Source organism: Clostridioides sp. ES-S-0005-03 (assembly GCF_020658455.1).
In the GTDB taxonomy this organism is placed as follows: Bacteria; Bacillota; Clostridia; order Peptostreptococcales; family Peptostreptococcaceae; genus Clostridioides.
This window is the reverse complement of record NZ_JACVWI010000001.1, coordinates 139,238-160,633: the sequence shown is the minus strand read 5'-3', so window position 1 is coordinate 160,633 and position 21,396 is coordinate 139,238. Positions and strand designations below refer to the sequence as shown.

General features: G+C 27.9%; 24 protein-coding genes. 2 read left to right on the top strand and 22 right to left on the bottom strand.

Going from position 1 to position 21,396, the window contains the following annotated elements; genetic code table 11:
- The first annotated feature begins 88 nt into the window (after positions 1 to 88).
- Entirely contained in the window at positions 89 to 529 is a 441-nt protein-coding gene (locus IC218_RS00765; protein ID WP_227434133.1) for a GNAT family N-acetyltransferase, read from the top strand.
- Positions 530 to 601: 72 nt separating this feature from the next.
- On the top strand, positions 602 to 1,081 hold the full coding sequence (locus IC218_RS00760) for a GNAT family N-acetyltransferase (RefSeq protein ID WP_227434132.1): 480 nt from the start codon (positions 602 to 604) through the stop codon (positions 1,079 to 1,081).
- 79 nt (positions 1,082 to 1,160) lie between these two features.
- Here the strand turns inward: IC218_RS00760 and IC218_RS00755 are convergent, their stop codons facing one another.
- From IC218_RS00755 to IC218_RS00650, 22 genes are all read right to left on the bottom strand, one after another.
- Complete coding sequence (locus tag IC218_RS00755; protein ID WP_227823634.1) at positions 1,161 to 2,027, bottom strand: hypothetical protein; 867 nt, start codon at positions 2,025 to 2,027, stop codon at positions 1,161 to 1,163.
- A 213-nt stretch (positions 2,028 to 2,240) separates the two neighbouring features.
- Positions 2,241 to 3,920 carry a DNA repair protein RecN gene (recN, locus tag IC218_RS00750; RefSeq protein ID WP_227823633.1) on the bottom strand — a complete coding sequence of 560 codons (1,680 nt, stop codon included), beginning with the start codon at positions 3,918 to 3,920 and terminating at the stop codon, positions 2,241 to 2,243.
- A 19-nt stretch (positions 3,921 to 3,939) separates the two neighbouring features.
- Positions 3,940 to 4,752, bottom strand: coding sequence for a TlyA family RNA methyltransferase (locus IC218_RS00745; protein WP_227434129.1), 813 nt, complete (start codon positions 4,750 to 4,752; stop codon positions 3,940 to 3,942).
- Positions 4,753 to 4,871: 119 nt separating this feature from the next.
- Positions 4,872 to 6,731, bottom strand: a complete 1,860-nt coding sequence (dxs, locus tag IC218_RS00740) for a 1-deoxy-D-xylulose-5-phosphate synthase (RefSeq protein WP_227823632.1) — start codon at positions 6,729 to 6,731, stop codon at positions 4,872 to 4,874.
- A 34-nt stretch (positions 6,732 to 6,765) separates the two neighbouring features.
- Complete coding sequence (locus IC218_RS00735) at positions 6,766 to 7,203, bottom strand: divergent PAP2 family protein (RefSeq protein WP_227434127.1); 438 nt, start codon at positions 7,201 to 7,203, stop codon at positions 6,766 to 6,768.
- A gap of 29 nt (positions 7,204 to 7,232) precedes the next feature.
- Complete coding sequence (locus tag IC218_RS00730; protein WP_227434126.1) at positions 7,233 to 8,120, bottom strand: polyprenyl synthetase family protein; 888 nt, start codon at positions 8,118 to 8,120, stop codon at positions 7,233 to 7,235.
- Between the two features lie 2 nt (positions 8,121 to 8,122).
- Positions 8,123 to 8,338: an exodeoxyribonuclease VII small subunit gene (gene xseB / locus IC218_RS00725; protein ID WP_227434125.1), complete on the bottom strand. Its 216-nt coding sequence runs from the start codon at positions 8,336 to 8,338 to the stop codon at positions 8,123 to 8,125.
- Position 8,339: 1 nt separating this feature from the next.
- Positions 8,340 to 9,545, bottom strand: a complete 1,206-nt coding sequence (gene xseA / locus IC218_RS00720) for an exodeoxyribonuclease VII large subunit (RefSeq protein WP_227482203.1) — start codon at positions 9,543 to 9,545, stop codon at positions 8,340 to 8,342.
- On the bottom strand, positions 9,542 to 10,654 hold the full coding sequence (locus IC218_RS00715; RefSeq protein ID WP_227482202.1) for an O-sialoglycoprotein endopeptidase: 1,113 nt from the start codon (positions 10,652 to 10,654) through the stop codon (positions 9,542 to 9,544). Before IC218_RS00715 ends, xseA begins: the two co-directional genes overlap by 4 nt.
- Positions 10,638 to 11,144 carry a transcription antitermination factor NusB gene (gene nusB, locus IC218_RS00710; RefSeq protein WP_227823631.1) on the bottom strand — a complete coding sequence of 169 codons (507 nt, stop codon included), beginning with the start codon at positions 11,142 to 11,144 and terminating at the stop codon, positions 10,638 to 10,640. The genes IC218_RS00715 and nusB overlap by 17 nt, the downstream gene beginning before the upstream one ends.
- Before the next feature lie 84 nt (positions 11,145 to 11,228).
- Positions 11,229 to 11,591 carry an Asp23/Gls24 family envelope stress response protein gene (locus IC218_RS00705; protein ID WP_227434121.1) on the bottom strand — a complete coding sequence of 121 codons (363 nt, stop codon included), beginning with the start codon at positions 11,589 to 11,591 and terminating at the stop codon, positions 11,229 to 11,231.
- A 109-nt stretch (positions 11,592 to 11,700) separates the two neighbouring features.
- Positions 11,701 to 12,390: a SpoIIIAH-like family protein gene (locus IC218_RS00700; RefSeq protein WP_227434120.1), complete on the bottom strand. Its 690-nt coding sequence runs from the start codon at positions 12,388 to 12,390 to the stop codon at positions 11,701 to 11,703.
- Between the two features lie 26 nt (positions 12,391 to 12,416).
- Complete coding sequence (locus IC218_RS00695) at positions 12,417 to 12,971, bottom strand: stage III sporulation protein AG (RefSeq protein ID WP_227434119.1); 555 nt, start codon at positions 12,969 to 12,971, stop codon at positions 12,417 to 12,419.
- An 11-nt stretch (positions 12,972 to 12,982) separates the two neighbouring features.
- Positions 12,983 to 13,594 (bottom strand): stage III sporulation protein AF, encoded by a 612-nt coding sequence (locus IC218_RS00690; protein WP_227434118.1) that lies wholly within the window; start codon positions 13,592 to 13,594, stop codon positions 12,983 to 12,985.
- A gap of 59 nt (positions 13,595 to 13,653) precedes the next feature.
- Positions 13,654 to 14,859, bottom strand: a complete 1,206-nt coding sequence (spoIIIAE, locus tag IC218_RS00685) for a stage III sporulation protein AE (RefSeq protein WP_227434117.1) — start codon at positions 14,857 to 14,859, stop codon at positions 13,654 to 13,656.
- Positions 14,860 to 14,959: 100 nt separating this feature from the next.
- Positions 14,960 to 15,337, bottom strand: coding sequence for a stage III sporulation protein AD (spoIIIAD, locus tag IC218_RS00680; protein WP_227434329.1), 378 nt, complete (start codon positions 15,335 to 15,337; stop codon positions 14,960 to 14,962).
- A gap of 24 nt (positions 15,338 to 15,361) precedes the next feature.
- Positions 15,362 to 15,559 carry a stage III sporulation protein AC gene (gene spoIIIAC / locus IC218_RS00675; RefSeq protein ID WP_009888937.1) on the bottom strand — a complete coding sequence of 66 codons (198 nt, stop codon included), beginning with the start codon at positions 15,557 to 15,559 and terminating at the stop codon, positions 15,362 to 15,364.
- A 16-nt stretch (positions 15,560 to 15,575) separates the two neighbouring features.
- Positions 15,576 to 16,097: a stage III sporulation protein AB gene (locus IC218_RS00670; protein WP_227823630.1), complete on the bottom strand. Its 522-nt coding sequence runs from the start codon at positions 16,095 to 16,097 to the stop codon at positions 15,576 to 15,578.
- A complete protein-coding gene (gene spoIIIAA / locus IC218_RS00665; protein ID WP_227823629.1) occupies positions 16,087 to 17,055 on the bottom strand; it encodes a stage III sporulation protein AA in 969 nt (322 codons plus the stop codon). Before spoIIIAA ends, IC218_RS00670 begins: the two co-directional genes overlap by 11 nt.
- 199 nt (positions 17,056 to 17,254) lie before the next feature.
- A complete protein-coding gene (locus IC218_RS00660; protein ID WP_227482198.1) occupies positions 17,255 to 19,240 on the bottom strand; it encodes a fructose-1,6-bisphosphatase in 1,986 nt (661 codons plus the stop codon).
- 89 nt (positions 19,241 to 19,329) lie between these two features.
- The gene (locus IC218_RS00655; RefSeq protein WP_227434113.1) at positions 19,330 to 19,869 is read right to left on the bottom strand and encodes a GNAT family N-acetyltransferase; all 540 of its coding nucleotides are present in this window, start codon (positions 19,867 to 19,869) and stop codon (positions 19,330 to 19,332) included.
- 207 nt (positions 19,870 to 20,076) lie between these two features.
- Positions 20,077 to 21,390: an APC family permease gene (locus tag IC218_RS00650; protein WP_227434112.1), complete on the bottom strand. Its 1,314-nt coding sequence runs from the start codon at positions 21,388 to 21,390 to the stop codon at positions 20,077 to 20,079.
- Between the last annotated feature and the right edge of the window lie 6 nt (positions 21,391 to 21,396).

Here is a 21,396-nt window from a genome sequence, read left to right as displayed (position 1 = left end):
AACCTCGTTGTATATCTTACTAAGTGCTTTTTATCCTATAATATGGTAGTATTATATTGTGGTAAAAAGTTTGAAGGGCGGTAATATTTTGAAATTAAATGTAAGAATTGCAGATATAAATAATTGGCATGATTTAGTTAATTTGTCTGTAGATAAGAATCAATTAGATTATATAGAAAGCAATGCACTTTCTATTGCTGAGTCTAAGTTTATAACAGCTTGGATACCTGTTGGAATATATGATGACAATATACTGATAGGATTTGCTATGTACGGTCGCCTAGAAGATGACAGAGTTTGGCTTGATAGATTCATGATTGACTCAAAGTATCAAGGTAAAGGATATGGAAAAGCATCCTTAGATTTCCTTATAAATCATCTTAAAAATGAATATAATTGCAATGAGTTATACCTTAGTATATTCGATAACAACAAAATGGCTATTGGACTTTACAAAAGCTTTGGATTTGAGTTTAATGGAGAACTTGACTATGGTGGAGAAAAGGTCATGGTATTAAAATCTAATTGATATTAATAAAAATATATATCTATCAAGGAGGTGAAATCATTATATAAATATATTTATATAATGATAAATAAAATGACTCAAAATGTAATTTTAAAATTTGTTGAAGCAAATGATTTAGAAAATCTTGAAAATGTAAAGATTTTATTCACTGAATACTCAAATTCATTGAATATAGATTTGTGTTTCCAGGACTTTAATAATGAATTAAAAACACTTCCAGGAAAGTATAAAAAACCTTCAGGCTCATTAATACTAGCATTTGTTGATGAAAATTTAGCAGGTTGTGTTGCATTAAAAAAACTTGAAGATGATGTATGTGAATTAAAAAGGTTATATGTAAGAGATAAATTTAGAGGACTTAAAATAGGAAAAATATTATTAGAAGAAATCGTAAAAGAAGCCAAAAAGATTGGATATACATATATGAGACTAGATACTCTTCCAAGCATGAAAAGCGCTCAAGGTTTATACGAAAAAATTGGTTTTTATGATATAAATCCTTATACTTATAATCCAATTGAAGGGGCTAGATATATGGAGCTAAAATTATAAATAAAAAAATAGAGTATAAATAAAATTATAGATGTTTTATTTATACTCTATTTTATTGATTAAATTATTTTAAATATATTTATTTCTCTAAATCTTCCAAACCAACACTTATATCTTCAGTTATATCTTTTATATATTCTATTCCATTATTGTATGTAAGCTTTGCTTTGATATAAATTATATCATTAATATCCTTTTTAGGAAAATTAGCCTCATAATTTACTTGCTCTCTATCTATATTATCATCTTTACTACCATTTGATAATTTAGCAGACTTAGCTTTATATACAGTATCACCTTTACCTTCATTTACAATAATATCTACATTTTCTAACTTTATATCATCATAAACTTTATTTTTTGATTTTTCACTTTCATGATTAAATAAATTGCTGTTTTCCAATATTTCAATAAAGTATTCCTTATTGTCCCTTATTCCATAATTAAATACAGGTGGTTCAGGCATATAATCAGACTTAGTCAATTTTTGAACATCTGAACTTTCAGATATTGTACCACTTGTAACTACTTTATAATCATATTCACTACCTGTAGTTATTTTTATTTCACAAGTATATGATAATTCTCCATGCTTTGTCATCTCAATCTCATTCCATTTATCACTATCTGCTTTATACATAAAGATTACTTTTCCATCCTTGCCAAGTTTGCTCAATTGTGTATCTATATCAATTAAACATTCGTCTTTTTCTAATTTTTTAACTTTTAAATCAATACTTTTTGTTATATAACTTTTTGACATTTCTTCATTAATTATATTGCTAATATCTGACTTAGTATTCATAATTTCTTGTGATAAATAATCTAATTTATCATTAGAAGTGTCAAGATTATTTTTGATACTATTAATAGTTAATAAAATATACCCTAATGCTATAATAACTATGATTATAAAAATTAAGTACATAGTATTTTTTTTATTCATTTAATACCCCCCACTACTACTTTAATACATAATATTATACTCAAAAACTTAAAATTTTTACAGTTGCAAGTCTATACAAGATTTATTTAAATTATAATTTTTATTTATTTTTTATATCCAGATTAAATATTTTAAAATATTTTCATCATAAAAAATAGATGTAAAGTATCTAAATTAAATATTCTCTACATCTATTTAAAATAAGCTCTTTCACTAATACTTTTTAGCCATTTCAATAATTTCGCTTGCATGTTCTATAGTTTTTTCTGTTATATTATTACCTGCTATAAGTCTTGCAATTTCATTTTTTCTTTGAGATTGATTTAATTTCTTAACATTTGTAAATGTTCTATTATTTGAAGTATCTTTTTCTATACAATAATGGGTATCTGCATTTGCAGCAATTTGAGGTAAATGAGTTATACATATTATTTGTTTTTTCTTTGCTATATCACTCAATTTCTCACCAGCAATTTGTGCAGCTATACCACTTATCCCTGTATCTATTTCATCAAATACTAAAGTATCTATATCATCTATATCAGCTAATATAGTCTTAAATGCCAACATAAATCTAGACATTTCACCACCTGATGCAACTTTATATATAGGTTTGATATCTTCTCCTAAATTAAAAGATATCATAAATTCAATATCATCTATTCCATTTAAAGTAAATGAACTTTCTTCAAAATTGACTTTGAACATTACATTTTTCATATTTAGACTCTTTAATTCATCAAGAAGTACTTCCTCTAATTGAATTGCCACTTTATTTCTTGCTTTAGTCAGTTTGCTAGCTTTTACTTTTAGCTCTTCTTCTATTTTTATTAATTGATTTTTTAATTGTTCAACTCTTTCATCTCTATTTAATATCTCATCTAGTCTATCTTTTGTCTTTTCATAATATTCAAATATAGCTTCTATACTATCTCCATATTTTCTTCTTAAGTTATTAATCTCATCAATTCTAAGTTCAATCTGTTCTAATTCATAAGGTTCAAAATCTATATTATCTTTGTAATTTCTTATATCACTAGATATATCTTGTAGTTCATACATTATTCTTTCTATAGTTTCACTATATTCACTTAAAACACTGTCATATTTAGATATATCATTAAGCTCTTTAGATGCAATACCTATCAAGTCAATAACATTATATTCACCATTATGTAATTTACTGTAACTTAAGTTTAAATTATTATATATCTTTTCACTATTTCTATAGACATCTCTTTGTTTTAATAAATCTTCATATTCATTTTTATTTAAATTTGCAGCCTCAATTTCATTTATTTGAAACCTTAATAAATCTATTTCTCGTTGAATCTGCATATCATCTTTATTTTCTGTTAAAGAGTTCAAAGCTCTCTTTACTTCGCTGTATTTGTAATAAATTTTTCTATAATCATCTTTAAACTTATCTAGTTCATTTTCTCCAAATAAGTCTAGAAATTTTAAGTGTGTATCCTTATTGAATAAAGCTTGATTTTGATGTTGACCATGTATATCTATAAGTGTAGATGCAATTTCCTTTAGAAAAGATACTTTAACAGTCCTTCCATTTACTCTAGCAGTACTTTTCCCATCTGAATATATCAATCTAGTTATAACCAATAAATTATCATCTTCTATACTTATATCATTTTCATCTAATATCTTTTTTAGATACACGTTATCTGAGAAAAATATAGCTTCAACAAGTCCCTTATCTGTACCTTTTCTTAGAAAAGACCTGTCATATTTCTCACCTAGACAAAGTCCAAGCGCATCTATTATTATAGATTTTCCTGAACCAGTTTCTCCCGTAAGTATATTTAAGTTTTTATCAATACCCAGCCTTAGTTCTTCAACTAAGGCACAATTTTTCATATATAATTCGAGGATCAAGTCTAAGCCCCCTTTTATTCTATTTATCTAAATTATGAGAAGCCTCAACGACTTCCACTATTTTTTTGTCATACATATCACTATCAAATTCATATCCTTCATTTCCATTCTTTAAATGAATTAGATATTCTATATTTCCTTCTGGACCCTTAATTGGAGAAAAATCTAATCCTAAAATTTCAAATCCATTTTGTACTGAAAAATCAGAAATCATTTTTATAACTTCTATATGTGTAGATTTTTCTCTAACTACACCTTTTTTACCTACCTTTTCTCTTCCTGCTTCAAATTGAGGTTTTATCAAGGCTACAATTTCTCCATTATTAATAACTAATTCTTTTGCTTTTGGAAGTACTAGTTTCAATGATATAAAAGATACATCAATTGATGCAAAATCTGCAAATTGCTTTGTATCTTCTATTGTTACATTCCTTATGTTTGTTCTTTCCATACACACAACTCTATCATCTTGTCTCAATTTCCACGCAAGCTGACCATAACCAACATCTATGGAAAATACTTTTATAGCTCCATTTTTTAGCATACAGTCTGTAAAACCACCCGTAGATGCTCCTATATCCATACATACTTTTCCATCAATAGTTAAGTCGAAGTTCTTCATTGCTTTTTCAAGCTTTAATCCACCCCTACTAACATATGGTATTGGGTTTCCTTTTACTTCTATAGCACAATCCTCTTTTACTTCTGTACCTGCCTTATCACATCTTTGATTATCAACAAAAACTAATCCAGCCATTATTGCTTTTTTAGCTCTTTCTCTACTTTCAAAATGCCCTTGCTCTACTAACAATAAATCTATTCTTTTCTTCATAAAATTACCTTTCTGTTAAAAGCTACTTTAATATTGACTAAAGTAGCTTGAAGTAACACACTTGATATTTATTCTAAGTGACAAATTTTAAATTTTATATTAAATTTAATCCATATTATTTATATTAACTCTCTTATTTTATCAGCAATGCACTTTGGCGATAATCCTACAAAATTATATAGTTCATCTGCATTGCCATGTTTTATAAACTCTTCTGGTATTGCTATATTAAGTATATTTACTTTATATCCATTATCTATAATAAATTTACTTATTCTACTTCCAAATCCGCCAGTAATAACATTATCTTCTACTGTAATTACATTTTTATGATTCTTAAATAAAGTATGCAACATATCTTCATCCATAGGCTTTAAAAATCTAGCATTAACTATTGTTGGATTTATACCTTCTTCTAACAATATTTCTTTAGCTTCTAGAGCATGTTTCACCATATTCCCAATAGAAAGTATGACTGTATCTTGTCCATCATCTAATATCTCATATTTTCCTAACTTAATTTCTTTGTATTCTCCTTTATTTAGGTAATAACTATTTCCTCTTGGATATCTAATTGCCAATGGAGAATCCAATTTTAATGATAAATCCATCATAAGTTCCATTTCTCTTGTATCTTTTGGAGCCATCACTACAATATTTGGAATAGAATTTAAGTAACTTAAATCAAACATACCATGATGAGTTTCACCATCATTTCCAACTAGACCAGCTCTATCTATAAGAAAAGTAACTGGTTTTTTTGTTATACATACATCATGAATAACTTGGTCATATGCTCTTTGTAAAAATGATGAATATACAGCAAAATAAGGCTTCATACCATTTTTTGCAAGACCTGCCGCAAACCCTGTTGCATGTTGTTCAGCTATACCAACATCATAATATCTTTTTGGGTAAGCACTTTCAAATAAGTTTAATCCTGTTCCAGATGGCATTGCAGCTGTTATAGCTACTATTTCTTCGTTTTTGCTAGCCATCTCAACCAATTTTTCACCAACACTAACCGACATAGACTTAACTTTAGAAGATGTTACACCTGTCTTTATATCAAACTTTGATACTCCATGATATTTATCAGGTTGTTCCTCTGCAAATTTATATCCTTTTCCTTTTTTTGTAATAACATGTAAAAGCACAGGTCCTTTTTTATGTTTAGCTTTTCTAAGTGTTTCTATTAATTCTTTAGTATTATGACCATCTATAGGACCATAATATTTTATACCTAATGAATCAAAAAATGAACAATCTTGAGGAGAAAAACTATATATTAATTTGTCCTTAAATCTATGTGCAGTCTTAGATAAAATTTCACCTGTTGATGTAACATTTAAAATCTTATCAACTTCATCTGTCATTTTAACAACTGTTGAATTTCTTATAATACTTGATAGATATTTAGACATTCCGCCAACATTTTTATCTATAGACATCTCATTATCATTAAGAATTACTATCATATTAGTATTTATATATCCCAATTGATTTAAAGCTTCAAGTGCCATACCTCCAGTTATAGAACCATCTCCAATTATAGATATAACACTATAGCTTTCTTTTTTTATATCTCTAGCACAGGCAATACCTGTTGCCACAGAAATAGATGTACTGCTATGTCCTGTGTCGAAAATATCATGAGGACTTTCACTCTCCTTTGGAAAACCACTTAGTCCGTTGAATTGTCTTAAAGATACAAAACAATCTTTTCTTCCAGTAACCATTTTGTGAACATAAGACTGATGTCCTACATCCCATACAAATTTATCTTTAGGGCTGTCAAACACTTTATGAAGTGCTAATGTTAACTCAACTACACCTAAGTTAGAAGCTAAGTGTCCTCCTGTCTTGGAAACAGATTTTACTAAAAACTTTCTTATATCCTTTGCAAGTAAATCCATTTCTTCTATGCTCATATTTTTTATATCTTTTGGAGAATTTACTTTATCTAAATATTTATACATATTATCCTCACCTTTTATTTTGTAAATTTTAAATTTACATCAATATTAAAGCTGTTACTATACCAAGTAAAGCTCCAAACCAAACCTCTAGTGGTGTGTGACCTATTAATTCTTTTAATTTCTTCTGCTCTATATGCTTTCCATGTTGAAGGTCTGCTACCATCTGATTCAATATAGTAGCTTGTTTCCCAACAGCACGTCTAACACCTGCTGCATCATACATTATAATCAGTGCAAGCACAGTAATTATAGCAAAATCAGTAGAATTAAACCCTTTTTCAATGCCTACCACTGTAGCTAAACTTGTAACAAAAGAACTATGAGAACTAGGCATACCTCCTGAAATGAGTATTCTTGAAAACTCAATTCTCTTTCCCTTCCCAGTAAATATCTTTATAAATTGTGCTAAGAAACAAGCAATAAGACTTATTCCCAAAGCCCCATTGTTAAAAATCTCCGAAAAAAAGTTCATTTTTCCCTCCTCGATTTTAGCTGTATATTTTAATATTCTCTATCTATTATATATTCAGCCAATCCCTTTAAAAAATCTACATTGTCAGATAATTTTTCTATACTCTTCTTTGCCTCATCTATTAAATTATGTGCAATTTCTTTAGATTTATCTAATCCTAAAAGAGATGGATATGTTGATTTATGATTCTCTATATCACTGCCAACTTTTTTCCCTAATTTTATTTCATCTCCCACTATATCTAGTATATCATCTACTATCTGGAATGATAATCCGATATTTTTTGCATATTTAGTTATTTCTTCCATTTGTTCTGAATTTGCTCCACCTATAGTTGCTCCTGCTCTCATACATCCAACCATCATTGCAGCAGTTTTATTCATATGTATATAATCTAATTTTTCTTTTTCAATTTGTTTATTTTCACTTTCTACATCTACCACTTGCCCACCTATCATTCCATATATTCCAGCACCTTTAGCAATTTCATTTATAGCTTTTAGATATTTTTCTGGATTTTCTTTATTTATTGAACCTGCAAGCATAACTTCAAAAGCATAGTTCAGTAAAGCATCTCCTGCTAAAATTCCCATTGCTTCTCCATATACTTTATGGTTTGTTGGTCTTCCTCTTCTTAAATCATCATTGTCAAGAGCTGGTAAGTCATCATGTATAAGTGAGTATGTATGTATCATTTCAATTGCAATAGCAAAAGGTATAGCTTCTTCTTCATTTCCTCCAACTACCTTACAGGCTTCTAGTGTAAGTATTGGTCTTAATCTCTTACCTCCAGCGCTCAAGCTGTAGTTCATAGCCTCAATAACAGTTTTTTGATAACCTTCTTCTTTTGGCATATATTCTTTAAGTATATCTTCTATAAAACTTGCTTTTTCTTTTAAATGTTGTTTAAATTCCACTTTTATTCCTCCTCTATTCTAAAATCCTCTTCTATTCCTAATTGATTAAATTTACTTATTTTTAATTTTGCATCATCCAAAAGCTTATTACAATGTTTATAAAGACTAATTCCTTCTTCATATAAGCTTAAAGATTCATCTAAGCTAGCATTTTTAGATTCTAACTCATTTAAAATGCTCTCCAATCTTTTGTAAGCTTCTTCATAGGTTAAGTTCATATTATACCTCTTTATTTTCAATTTTATCTATTATACATTCTAAATTTCCATCTTTTAATACTATATCTATGTTGTCTTCAGTTTTCAATCTTTTTATACTATTTATTACTTTTCCGTTTTTTTGAACTATACTATAACCTCTGTCCATAGTGGCTAATGGACTTAGGTTATGAAGTAATGCTCCAACCTTTATTAATTTTTCATCTTCTAATTTTAAATTATTTTCTATTCCAAAAATTATTTTATCATATATTTTATCCAATTGTATAACTTTATCTTTTATTGTGTAAGAATCTAAATAGTTATTTATTTTATTAAACACTGATTCTAACTTGTATTGGTCTAATTCAACTTGGTTTATAAGAGACTTGTTAAGTCTGCTTTTTATATTCCCAAGTTTATATTTTATGTCATCTAATGATGGAGTTGCAATCTCAGCTGCTGCTGATGGTGTTGGTGCTCTCATATCAGACACAAAATCACAAATAGTAAAATCAGTTTCATGACCAACTGCTGATATTATTGGAATTTGAGAGTTAAAAACTTCTCTTGCTACCATTTCATCATTAAAAGACCAAAGTTCTTCTATTGAACCCCCACCTCTACCAACTATAATTGTATCCACATTCTTCATATGATTAAAAAATCTAATTGCTTCACATATTTCTTCTGCTGACCTATCTCCTTGAACAGTTACTGGATAAAGCTTTATATTGACCTTTGGATATCTTCTTTTTATTACATTTATTATATCTCTTATAACAGCTCCTGTTGGAGATGTTATAACTCCAATTGAATTTGGCATTCTAGGGATAGGTATTTTGTATTTGGAATCAAACAAACCTTCTTTATTAAGTTTTTCTTTTAATTTGTTAAATTCTATGTGTAAATTCCCAATTCCCTCTATTTCAATTTCATTAATATATAATTGATATGCACCATCTCTTTCATAAACTGATATATATCCACTAGCTACAACCTTTACTCCATTGTCTAATTTTAGATTACGATTAAAATTACTTTTAAAAATTACACAGTTTAGCTTTGAAGTTTCATCCTTTAACGATAAATAAACATTTCCACTGCTATGTATTTTAAAATTAGAAATTTCTCCCTTAACTTTAAGATTAGAAAGTATTGGGTCATTTATTAAAATTCTTTTAATATATGAATTTGCTTCACTTATATCTAAAGCTCTTAGTTTCATATTTTTTCTCCTAAAAAGTTATTCAATCCTATTATAGCACACCCAACAGCATTATCAGTTGAATATTGTGGCTCTGTAAAATGAGCTTTTATACAATTTTTACTTAGTTTTAAACTTAATTCTTTGAGGATATACTTACTTGCAGAAACTCCACCTGCAAAAACTACTTCTTCTACATTATAAGCTTCACATAAATATATTAAAGATTTAAACATGTTTCTAACTACTGAATCCAGTACTAATTTAGATATATATTCTTTTTTATTTTTACTAATATTATCTATATTGTTATCTATAATTTTATTCACCTGATTTTCTAATCCAGATAAATTCATATATCCCTCTCTTACAGAAGTTTTTAGACCACTTTCTATTTTAAGATTACAATTTAAAGCATTTTCATCTAGATATTTTCCTGAAGGAAATTTATATCCTAGCTTGACACCTATTCTATCTATAAGTTGCCCAAAGCTAATATCTTTACTTCCTCCAATTATATCTATATTATATCCAAAATTATTGTATAACTTACTTTTATCATCTTTTTTAGTATTTATTTTAGCTATTGCATCTAAGTTTTTTTTATTGCTTATTTTAGTTATTACATCTAAATCTTTGTTATTTGCATCATAATTATTATCATGCTTAGTTATTAAAAGTATCTCTGTAGTGCCACCTGACATATGAACAGAAATAAATTTGTTATTATTTTTTAATTTACTATTTAATAAACTAGCCTCAATATGATTTTCCTGATGAGTCGTTTCATAAAATTTACATCCATGTATACTTGATAATAACTTTCCAAAATTGTACCCAACATTAAATACAGGCATGTATGAATTTTCAACTGGTCTAGGCTTAATAGATGAACAAACTCCCTCTATGACAAATTTGTCCCCAAATGATTTTATCCTATCACTAAGTAATCCTAAATTATTTATGTGTTGAAACACAGCTTCACTTTGTCTCAATCCTTTTGAATTTTCCTTTACTTCTAGCATTATTTTTTCATTAAAAATAACTTTTTTATCTAAAGAGATAGCTGCTATAGAAGTAGTATAGCAGCTAGTATCAATTCCAATTATTATATTATTGTTCAATTTCATCAACAACACTTCCTAATATTCCATTTATAAATTTAGGAGATTTATCATCACAATATATCTTTGCAAGTTCCACAGCTTCATTTATTGATACTTTATTAGGAGTGTCTAAATAAACTATTTCACACACGGATAATCTAAGTATAGACACATCTACCTTTGGCATTCTATCTACTGTCCAATTTTTAGCATGCTTATTTATTAATTCATCTATCTCATCATGATTCTCTCTTAGTGCTTTACATACTGTATTTATATATTCTCTATCTACTATATCTTCAAGTTTAGTATCTTCTAATTTTAATTTTGCATTATTTGAGTACTTAAGTGTAAGTTCTTCATATCTATTTATAATATGTTCTGAATTATCTTTTAAGAAAGAATCCACTTTATCGTCTAAACCTTCAAACTCCTCTTTATTAATATTTATTTGGTATATAAGTTTCATTATATATTCCCTTGTTGTACTTTTTTGTGCCCTATCTTTTTTCATCAATTAAAATTCTCCTTTAAGTTTAATTATCTATATAAAATCAAATGCCAACAAAAAACCCTCTGACTTTTCAGAGGGCTAATATTAATTTTTCTTAGTTGCTTTTACTTCTTCTTTATCAACTTTATCTTTCTTAAAGCTGATTCCTTGAATGTGTATATTTACTTGAGAAACCTTCAGTCCTGTCATTGTCTCAACAGTATTTTTTACATTTTCTTGAACTTTAAAAGCTGTATCTGGTATTGACATGCCATATTTTATCATAACCATTACGTCTAAATTAACATCCTCTTCTTCTATTTGTATCTTTACTCCATTATTTTTTAACAACTTATCTGTTAATGTTGCTGTAGTTTCTATGCCCTCAACTTCTAATGCTGCTAAACCAGCTATTGTAGCTATTACATCATTAGATATTTTTACTTGTCCAAATTTATTATCTTCCATATTAAAACTTACCTCCTGATTTTAAGGAACTATTTTTATAAGTATAATAATACCAAATACAACTCTACTTTGCAAGAAAATAACCTCAGTTAATTCTGAGGTTTATATTTTACTTAGTATTATTATTTGTAAGTTTAATATTTTCATACTTTACATTAGCCTGTTCTGCAACCAAATCAAATATTTTTGCTGCATCTTTTTTATCTAATTTAGCTTCATTTACAACAACATTGACTTTGCTATCACTTATATAAACTAATGCTTCTTCATATCCCTTTGTACTCAAAAGATTTTCTATTTGAAGCTCCTTTTCTTGAGTTTTAACTATATTTAATTTCATATTAGAAGCTTCTTTTCTAGATTCCTCTGTTGTAGATGGATTATTTATCATTTCATTTAAATCCTGAACTAATTCATTTCTTTGTTTTTCTCTATTCATTTTCATATCTAAAATATAAGATGCTTTTTTCATATTCTTTTCAGATGATAATTGAGCTTTTATTTCTTTACTTGTTTCAGTTACTTTTTCCTTAACCTTACTAGCCTTACTATCAACTATATCAATGTCAGCACTCTCTTTGCTATTTTGTTTATCTGTAGCATCTGAGTCTTCTTTATTGCTACTATCACTATCATCAGTAGTATTCTTCTGTAATTGAGCTTCTTCATATGCTTTAAATTCTTTTGATGTTTCTAGTAAAGATTTCTTACTAAGTTGATAATTTACTGTTCCTACTATTACTAACATTGCAGTTAAAGTTATTATTACAAATCCTCTTCCCTTATAATTAAACTTCATTCATTTATCCCCCCGGTTATATGTATTTATTTAGAATATATTTCTACTTGATGACCTGCTACTTGTAATGATGTTTGAACTGCACTATAAAGTGTTTCTTTGACATTTGGATTACTAGCTCCACTTGCTACTACTATCACTCCTTTTATCTTTGGCTCTGTAGTTTTTATAACTACAGGGTCACTTGAATTTGAAGTTATCATTGTTTTATTTTCACTTGAAGTTGTAACTGTTCTTTCTCCACCTTGTGCATCTTTCTCCTCTGTTGTTTCTGTTGTTTGGTTTGAGTTAAAAGCAGGTTGTATTTCTTCACTTGATTCAAATGTAATCATTACATCAACATCTCCTGCTCCATCAATTTTAGATAGTATTGTTGTTAATTTTGATTCTAAATCGTCTTTTTCATGTTCCTTAGCAACTTGTTTTTCAGTCTTTTTGTCAGCATCTGTTTTTCCAACTTTTTCATCAGTTTTGCTACTTGGAAAACAAGATAATAGTACTAATGATACCACACATATTCCAGCTATAGTTATTAGTGAATATACCTTTCTCTTATCTTTGTCGTTTAAGTTTTTAAACATTCTTCCAACTCCTATTTATCAATTTGTATAGTTTCTATAGAAACATCAAGCACTTTTATTAGGTCATTTTTTAGTTTGTCTTCATTTAGATTCAGTCCATACTCTGTACCTTTTTTAAAAACTTGTTTAGAATTTTCTTTGTCATTAGAGTTTATGCTATCTTCATCTCCTTTAGTACTATTATTTTCATTTTCTTCATCACTATTGCTCTTTGACATATTATTTTTTTCTTTTATTTTTATATTATTTATATTTGCACCATTAAGCTCTATATCTTCTAAATCATAACCATATTCATCAAGCTTTAGCTTAAGCACTTCTTTCAAACCATCTTCATAGCCCTTAGATAAGCTAGTATTTCCAGTCTCTTCTGCTAAAGCATTTGTACTATCTACATATTCCTTATTGTAATTTCCCATAGATTTTAAAATTCTATCTTCTAAGCTCATGTCTTTTGAAAAAAATCCTACCACTGGAGTTATTACAATAAATACGAATATAAAATTTAACACCAAGTTCACATACGGCTTTATCTTGGAACTAGGTAAAATCATATCAACTATATTTACTATAAATGCTCCTATTAAAATACTAACTATCCATGCCTTTATGCCCTCTAACATAGCATCCTCCTCTCTAAAATATTTAGATTAAAAGTAATTACTCTTTATTAATCTATACATTATCCTTGACTTACAACACTTATCGAGGTCAAAATAGCTACAGTCACAAAGAACATTATTGTTATAGCAATTACTGATGCTAACATTATTATCATTAGATTTGCAACTTCATTTAAAAAATTTGATATTCCATCTTCTCCAACAGGCTCTACAATTATTGCTGCCAATTTATATACCACTATGACGGATAAAATTTTTATCACTGGAAGCAAACAAATCCCAATGAGTAAGATAAGCCCTATTCCACCAAATATATTTTTTATAAGTTGAGATGAAGATAGTAAAATATCCACAGAATCTGATACAAATCCACCAACAACTGGTATAAAGTTACCTATAGCAAACTTCGCAGTTTTTACACTGAATTTATCAAAACTAGTTACATATAAGCCTTGTATAGATACAAGTCCTAAATATACAGTAAACATAGCCCCAATAGAAACATAATTTATTTGTTTGACAAAAGAAAAAAATCTTTTTAGCCTTATGTTTTTTGATAAATTGTTTATTATTAGAATTCCAAATGCAACAGTTACTGATACAAATAAAAATTTCTTGAAAAATACATTTATAAATGTCACTCCTCCTATAAAAATAGGATTCAAAGTAGTAGATGTTATTGGAAATCCAATTAAAAGTAAAAATGTTATTAGTATTGGCATTATAACTTGCATAAGACCTACAGTATGGTCTATTGCATCATAACAAATTTGTAGTACATCTTTAAATCCAATTAAAGTGAGCGATACCATTGTAATAAATATTATATACGTTGCTATTTGACTAACTGCACCTGATGAAAAAGAATTCTCTAAACTTTTTAAAATAGATGACAATAAAGCTAATACTAAAATTACTGCTACTACCTTTAAACTTGCTTTAAACTCATCAAACATCAATATCTTAAGTCCATCTTTATTAAATAAATCTAAAATATTTTTTTCTCCACTAATTAGGTCTTTTACAAACGATTTTAAATTAACATCATTAATAACTATTTCTTTATTTATATAATCTTGAATTTCATTTATATCTAACTTGTCTAACTGACCATCAATATATTTATCTATGCTACTCTTAGCTTCACCATATTCTTTATCTTCGCTACTTGGAACCTCATTAGCAAATATTATAATGGCAAAGATATTTACAAAAAAGAAAGTCAATACAAATCCCATAATCATTGGTAAAAATCTTTTTTTCATAAGCAACCATGCCTCTCTTCACTCTATAAACCTCAATACAACAAAATATCCTTTAAATAACAACTAATATATCTATAGCTATCTACCTTAATATAAATAACTATGGAATTATATTCACCACCATTTCTACAATGGATAAAAGTATAGGGAAAGACATTGACATAACTATTATTTTTCCTCCAAACTCTAGTTTTGAAGCAATGTTTCCTTCCCCACAATCTTTACAAAGTTGTATTGCAAATTCCATTAAATATGCTATTCCTATTAATTTTATTATTAAAGATATATACATAGTTGGAATATTAGCTTTATTAGCTAAATCTTGTATACTATCTATTATAAAATTTAGCTTAAACATAACTGATAATAATATTGTTACTCCAGTTATTATTGCTATGAAATTTGCTATTTCTGGTCTATCTTTTTTTATTACTAAACAGAGTGTAGTTGAAATGATTGCAATTCCTATTAATTGCATTATTTCCAAATTACGCCCTCCTCTTTAGTAAAGTTGAAACATTGTTCTTACAGTATTGAATAAATCACTTATTTCTGTTATTACCATCCCCAACACGATTATTACACCTGCCAAAGTAGTAAGCCCTGCCCAATCTTTTCTGTCTGTTTTTTCCAATATCATATTTAATACTGATATTAGAATACCTACACCTGCAACCTTTAATATCAATGATATCTCCATAATAAACCTCCCCATATTAAATCAATATAATACATATACCTATGCCTATAAAGGTTACTAATTTTTTATATAGCAACCCTTTTTTACTTATGTCTTCTTTTGTTTCATAGGTTTGTTTTTTCAGATTTTCTATAGATAAATCTATCATTCTTTGTTGGGACTCTACATCACTTTTTCCCAATGTAAGAATTAGATTTTTTAATTCCTCAATTTCTTTACTTCCAAGATAAGTTTCTTTAACTAAAATTTCAGTATTCTCTGATATTATTTTTTCTAAAGTTTTGCTTTGTTCATTGTGAAGTTCTTCTGAAATTTGATAGAAAAAACTCCAAAAACAAAAGTCTTTATTGCATCCTATCCTTCTAAAAATTTCTTCTAATGTATAAAGCCCAAAAGATAAATCCATCCTTAATATTTCTAAAACTCTTATTAAATCATTTAGTTGTTTGTGTCTTCGTGTATAGGTTTTGTATATATGTTCACCTATCAAATAACTACTTCCTATTAAGAGTGCTATAATAATTATCTTAATTTGCAAAGTACCATCTCTTTTCTTCTAAATCATAAATTTTTTCAATTGTCCCTGCACCTTTCTTAGCAGAAAGAATTATAACTTTTTTAAACAATTCTTTGTCTAAGAGTCTGTTTAACTCTTTTCTATTTTGTATATCTTCCATTGAATCTCCATGTACAGTAGTTATTAATCCAATACCTCCATTTAATGCTGTATATAATGCCTTTATTTCTTTCTCACTTCCAATTTCATCTGTCACAATAACATTTGGCGACATTGACCTTAAAAGCATTGTAATACCCAAATCTTTTGGGCAAGTTTCTATTATATCAGTCCTTATTCCAACATCCATCTGTGGAGCACCTAAGTAAGCTCCTGCTATCTCATTACGTTCATCTACTAGTGCTACCTTCAATCCTTTAAATCCATATTCTTCATTACCATTACTTAAATTTCTTACTATATCTCTAATTAAAGTTGTCTTTCCACATTGAGGTGGCGATATTATCAAAGTATTATTAATTTGATTTTTACCTTTTATGATATGACTTAAAATCTTATTTGAACATCCTATGACTTCTCTTGATACTCTTATATTTAAAGATGATATGTGTTTTATATTTTTGACTTGTCCATCTTCTACTATTACTTTTCCAACTAACCCTACTCTATGGCCTCCTCTCAAAGTTATAAACCCTTTTTTTATATCATCCATAAATGAATGTATTGAGTATTTACATATTATTTGAAAAGTTTGCTCTATATCTTCCCTTGTCACTATATATGAATTGTGCTGATTTAAATCAAGTTCCATAGTTTTTTGATTATAAAAATAATCTTTAGAGTTTGCATTTAGTATCAATGGTTTTTGTGAACGTAATCTAATTTCTTCTATGTTTAGATTATTGTCTGAGATTTTTTCTACCTTCTCTCTTATGTTTGTAGAAAGAGAGTTTATTATTTCATCTGAAAGTTTATTCATTTCTTGTCCTCCTCCTTTGTTTATATAATTCTATTTATAAAGGACAAGGAATATTACCAAAACCTATATAATTTTTTTAATAATATTTATCTATAAAAAAATGAACCCTATTGTTTAGGATTCACTTAATAAGTAAATTATTATAAAAATAAAAACTAAGACCACTCTCAAGTATAGAGTTATCTTAGTTTTTTATTATCTACATTTCTTTTATTAGCCCTTTTTTATAGGCCATTAAAAGCAATTTTAAGTCTTCTATTTCTTCTTGTATTTTTACACCCTCATCAGTATCTCTCACCATTTTTCTCTTTGCCTTATGCTCTACTACAACAGTTGTCGATAAGATATCGCTTTCATTTGCAATAGCCTCTTCAGCAGAATTAAATGGTTCATGTGATACTAGTTGTAAAGTTCTAGAATTATATATCAAAGTGTATCCAGCTATACCAGTAGTTTTTTGATAGGCTCTAGAAAAACCACCATCTATAACAAGAATTTTTCCATTAGCTTTTATTGGACTCTCTCCATTTTTACTTTCTACAGGAACATGCCCATTTATTATATGCGATTCATCAAGTTCTAAATCAAATTCTTCAAATATTCTTTCACAAGCAACGTCACTTTCTCTAAGCTTAAAATATGGATTCTTATTTTCTTTATGAGTCTCTTTTTCTGCTATAAAATATCTTTCAAATGTAGTCATATCGTCTTTTCCAAATAATGATGAACATTTTCCAGTCCACAAATACCACATAATATCCATACCATATAATTTTTCTTCTGCTTTATCTTTAAAGAAAAAACCTTCTCTTGCTAGAGATTCCATCTTATCCATAAGGATTTTACCTTTATACTCTTTTCCCATTATATTCATAGACATAAAGCTTCCATCTTCATTCAATGGGACACATCCATGAATTAATAAATTTGAGTTTGCCTTTAAATATATACTTCCTTTAGAAAATAAAAATGAAACATGCTTTTGTAATTTTTCGCTACCTCTAAATGAAGACACTAATTTTTCAATAACATTTTTTTCTTCAATACTCAATTTATATGGGTCTTTTTTGTCTATTGTAGGCAAATAAGTATCTTTTAGTTTATATGTTTTTCCTTTTAAAGTAATTGTTCCTTCTTCATAATTTATCATGTTAAGCAAAAGCCTATGCTCCATTTCAAACTCAGGTCTTCTCTTTATCACTTCACCTTCAAGTTTAAATTGAATTATACTTATTGCCTTGTGCATTTTTGCCATCAAAGACTTTTCTGTTGTTGTCACACTTTGGTCATTAATCTTAGGAATAAATTCTTTACATGGGTCATCTTTATACATTTCTATTGCAAAAGTAGCTAAAGGTAATAGATTTATCCCATATATATCTTCTACGATATCTAGGTTTGCATATCTAGCCGAAATTCTAAGTGCATTTGCTATACAAGTTTTTTCACCTGATGCTGCACCCATCCATAGTATGTCATGATTTCCCCATTGAATATCTACACAATGATGTTCAATAAGCTTATCTACAATTATATCTGGTCTTGGACCTCTATCATAAATATCACCTATTACATGTAGTCTGTCAACAACTAACTTTTGTATAACCGTGGAAATTGCAATTATAAACTCTTTAGCTATACCTATATCAACTATTGTCTCAACTATACTTTTATAGTATTCTTCTTTATGTTCACTTTTAATATGCTCATGTAAAAGTTCTTCTATTATGTATTTAAAATTTTCTGGTAAAAGTTTTCTAACTTTTGACCTAGTGTATTTGCTGGAAGCATACTTACAAAGTTCTATAAGCCTATAGATATTTATTCTATAAAAATCATCTATATTTTCCTCTTGTTTAATTATTAAGTCTAGTTTTTGTTCAGGATAGTATACAAGAGTTGCTAGCATCTTTTTTTCACTATCTCTTATTGTATTTGAAAATAATTCTTCTATTTTTCTCTTTATTACACCAGAACCATTTTTTAAAACATGTACAAATGGCTCATATTCGCCATGTACATCTGTTATAAAATGTTCAGTTCCCTTTGGAAGATTTAATATAGCCTCTAAATTTATTATTTCTGTACTTGCTTTCGATATGCTTGGATATTGTTTTGATAATAACTTTAAATATTTAAGTTTACTATTTAAATATTCATCTGATATTTTACACAGATTTTTCATAATTCGTCCTCCAAAATTATATTAAGGTATATTCTTTTTTTAATTATACCATACTTAATATGATTTTTTCGAGATAAAATGTACACTAATTATATTCCTAATAAAAGTGACATCCCTATCAAATCAGTATAAACACCATTGTAATAACATTCTTTCTTTAATATACTTTCTACTTCAAATCCGACTCTTTTGTATAATTCTATAGCATTATGATTTTCTTCATTAGTAACAAGAGTTATTTTCTTAGTTATTCCATTTGATTTACACCATTCTATAAGGTCTAACATAAGTCTTTTACCTAATCCAGCTCCCCAGTATTTTTCTTTAACAACAATTCCTAAAACTCCAACATGCTTTCCTTTTGCTTTTTGATTGGAATCAATTGTAGCAATACCAGCTATCTCTCTATCTATAAATGCAATTAATTTTATTGAGTTATCAGATGCTTTTGCTGACTCTATAGAATTTTCTTGGTCTTCTAAAGATATTTTATATTCATCTTTCCCAAATGAAAGAAAATGAGTTTCCCCACCTACTTCATTATAAAAATCTATAATAGCTTGGGCATCTTCTTTTACGCCTTCTCTAATAGATACTTCTATACCATTCTTTAAAGTTATTTCTGACATAAATTTACCTCCTAACAAGTTTTTTATCTAATAAACATAATACTATTATTTTACATGTATTACAATATTTTTCATGTATTAATAACAATATAAGGTTATACTAAAATAAAAATTTAATAATATTTTAATATAACCTTATATATATTTATTTATATTCAATTTTTTGATAATATTCCTCTGCTAGTTAAATAGTATTTACAATATAATTTAAACAACTTTCTTTAAATCTTCTCCATAAACTTTTCTGTTATAAGACTTCATTATAAAGTATAGTGGTACTCCAACTGCTAATGCTCCTAATCCCATAACTAATTGGTGCATAGACGCCTGGAATAATAACCATGTACCAACACACACTGCAATTAAAGGAATTACTGCTCCAAATGGAGTTCTAAAAGTCCCTACTAATTCTGGTCTTTTCTTTCTAAATACTAACACTGATAGAGAAGTAGGTATATATTGTATAAATCTAGCAACTGCACTTATTGCTGCTAATTCAGCAAAACTTCCAGACAAAGCTATTGGTATAGTAATTATCATAGTTGCTATTATCGCTACATATGGTGTACCATTTTTATCTTTTCTTGCAAACATTCTTGGTAACATTTTGTCATCAGCTAAAGCTACGCAGCTTCTTGGATTTACAAAAGCACCACACATACAAATTCCACCAACAGAAACTAATGTCCCAAAAGTAACTAATCCTGCACCCATATTTCCAAAACATATTCTCGCCGCATCTGCAACAGGAGTAGCTGTACTGGATAATTTATCTCCTAAAATACCAACACACACAACTTGATTTAATATATATATTATTGATGCAATTACTATTACACTTATAATTGCTATAGGTATATTTTTTTGAGGATTCTCCATATCTTCTGCTGCTACTGCTATAGATTCAAACCCTGTAAATGAATAAAACATTAAAAGTGCTGCTGCTCCAAATTCTGTAACTCCTGCTCCTGGTGGTACCATTGTTGAATTAGTAAAATTAGCTCCTTTTATAAAAAATACACCTATTACTATAAATAATACTAATGGAATTAGCTTACCTACTGTTATAACATTTTGTACAATTTTTGATAAAGATACTCCTAATAAATTTATAATTGTAAGTCCAACTATCATAGCTACTATTATAATTTTTTGTATATGTGGGTCACCTGCAGGAGCCCATACTGCTGATAAAGATGTAGGAAAACCTACTATTAACGCTCCCCAAGAAATACATCCTATTACCCATTTCATAAGACCTACTTCAAATCCAAAAAAATCTCCAAATGCTTCTTTGGTGTACACATATGCAGCACCATTTTTATTAAATTTACCTGCCACTTCAGCAAAACAAAACGCCATAGATAAAACTAATAGCATATCAAACATATATACAAATATACTCGCAACACCAAATGCCTTCATTGCGTTTCCTGGTAATAGGAAAACTCCTGCTCCTACAACCGCATTAATACCTAAAAGTATAATACTTATTAATCCCATTTTATTTTTTTCGTTCATGTTTAA

Bases quoted from the DNA above. Each gene is read 5' to 3' on its own strand.
- spoIIIAD (WP_227434329.1), bottom strand. From the start codon at position 15,337: ATGCAATTAATAGGAATTGCAATCATTTCAACTACACTCTGTTTAGTA.
- IC218_RS00745 (WP_227434129.1), bottom strand. From the start codon at position 4,752: ATGAAGAAAAGAATAGATTTATTGTTAGTAGAGCAAGGGCATTTTGAA.
- IC218_RS00705 (WP_227434121.1), bottom strand. From the start codon at position 11,591: ATGGAAGATAATAAATTTGGACAAGTAAAAATATCTAATGATGTAATA.
- spoIIIAC (WP_009888937.1), bottom strand. From the start codon at position 15,559: ATGGAGATATCATTGATATTAAAGGTTGCAGGTGTAGGTATTCTAATA.
- IC218_RS00715 (WP_227482202.1), bottom strand. From the start codon at position 10,654: ATGAAATTGAACAATAATATAATAATTGGAATTGATACTAGCTGCTAT.
- xseB (WP_227434125.1), bottom strand. From the start codon at position 8,338: ATGAACTTAACCTATGAAGAAGCTTACAAAAGATTGGAGAGCATTTTA.
- IC218_RS00760 (WP_227434132.1), top strand. From the start codon at position 602: ATGACTCAAAATGTAATTTTAAAATTTGTTGAAGCAAATGATTTAGAA.
- IC218_RS00700 (WP_227434120.1), bottom strand. From the start codon at position 12,390: ATGAAGTTTAATTATAAGGGAAGAGGATTTGTAATAATAACTTTAACT.
- IC218_RS00660 (WP_227482198.1), bottom strand. From the start codon at position 19,240: ATGAAAAATCTGTGTAAAATATCAGATGAATATTTAAATAGTAAACTT.
- IC218_RS00735 (WP_227434127.1), bottom strand. From the start codon at position 7,203: ATGAACTTTTTTTCGGAGATTTTTAACAATGGGGCTTTGGGAATAAGT.
- dxs (WP_227823632.1), bottom strand. From the start codon at position 6,731: ATGTATAAATATTTAGATAAAGTAAATTCTCCAAAAGATATAAAAAAT.
- IC218_RS00755 (WP_227823634.1), bottom strand. From the start codon at position 2,027: ATGAATAAAAAAAATACTATGTACTTAATTTTTATAATCATAGTTATT.
- IC218_RS00650 (WP_227434112.1), bottom strand. From the start codon at position 21,390: ATGAACGAAAAAAATAAAATGGGATTAATAAGTATTATACTTTTAGGT.
- xseA (WP_227482203.1), bottom strand. From the start codon at position 9,545: ATGAAACTAAGAGCTTTAGATATAAGTGAAGCAAATTCATATATTAAA.
- nusB (WP_227823631.1), bottom strand. From the start codon at position 11,144: ATGAAAAAAGATAGGGCACAAAAAAGTACAACAAGGGAATATATAATG.
- IC218_RS00690 (WP_227434118.1), bottom strand. From the start codon at position 13,594: ATGTTAGAGGGCATAAAGGCATGGATAGTTAGTATTTTAATAGGAGCA.
- spoIIIAA (WP_227823629.1), bottom strand. From the start codon at position 17,055: ATGAATAAACTTTCAGATGAAATAATAAACTCTCTTTCTACAAACATA.
- IC218_RS00695 (WP_227434119.1), bottom strand. From the start codon at position 12,971: ATGTTTAAAAACTTAAACGACAAAGATAAGAGAAAGGTATATTCACTA.
- IC218_RS00655 (WP_227434113.1), bottom strand. From the start codon at position 19,869: ATGTCAGAAATAACTTTAAAGAATGGTATAGAAGTATCTATTAGAGAA.
- spoIIIAE (WP_227434117.1), bottom strand. From the start codon at position 14,859: ATGAAAAAAAGATTTTTACCAATGATTATGGGATTTGTATTGACTTTC.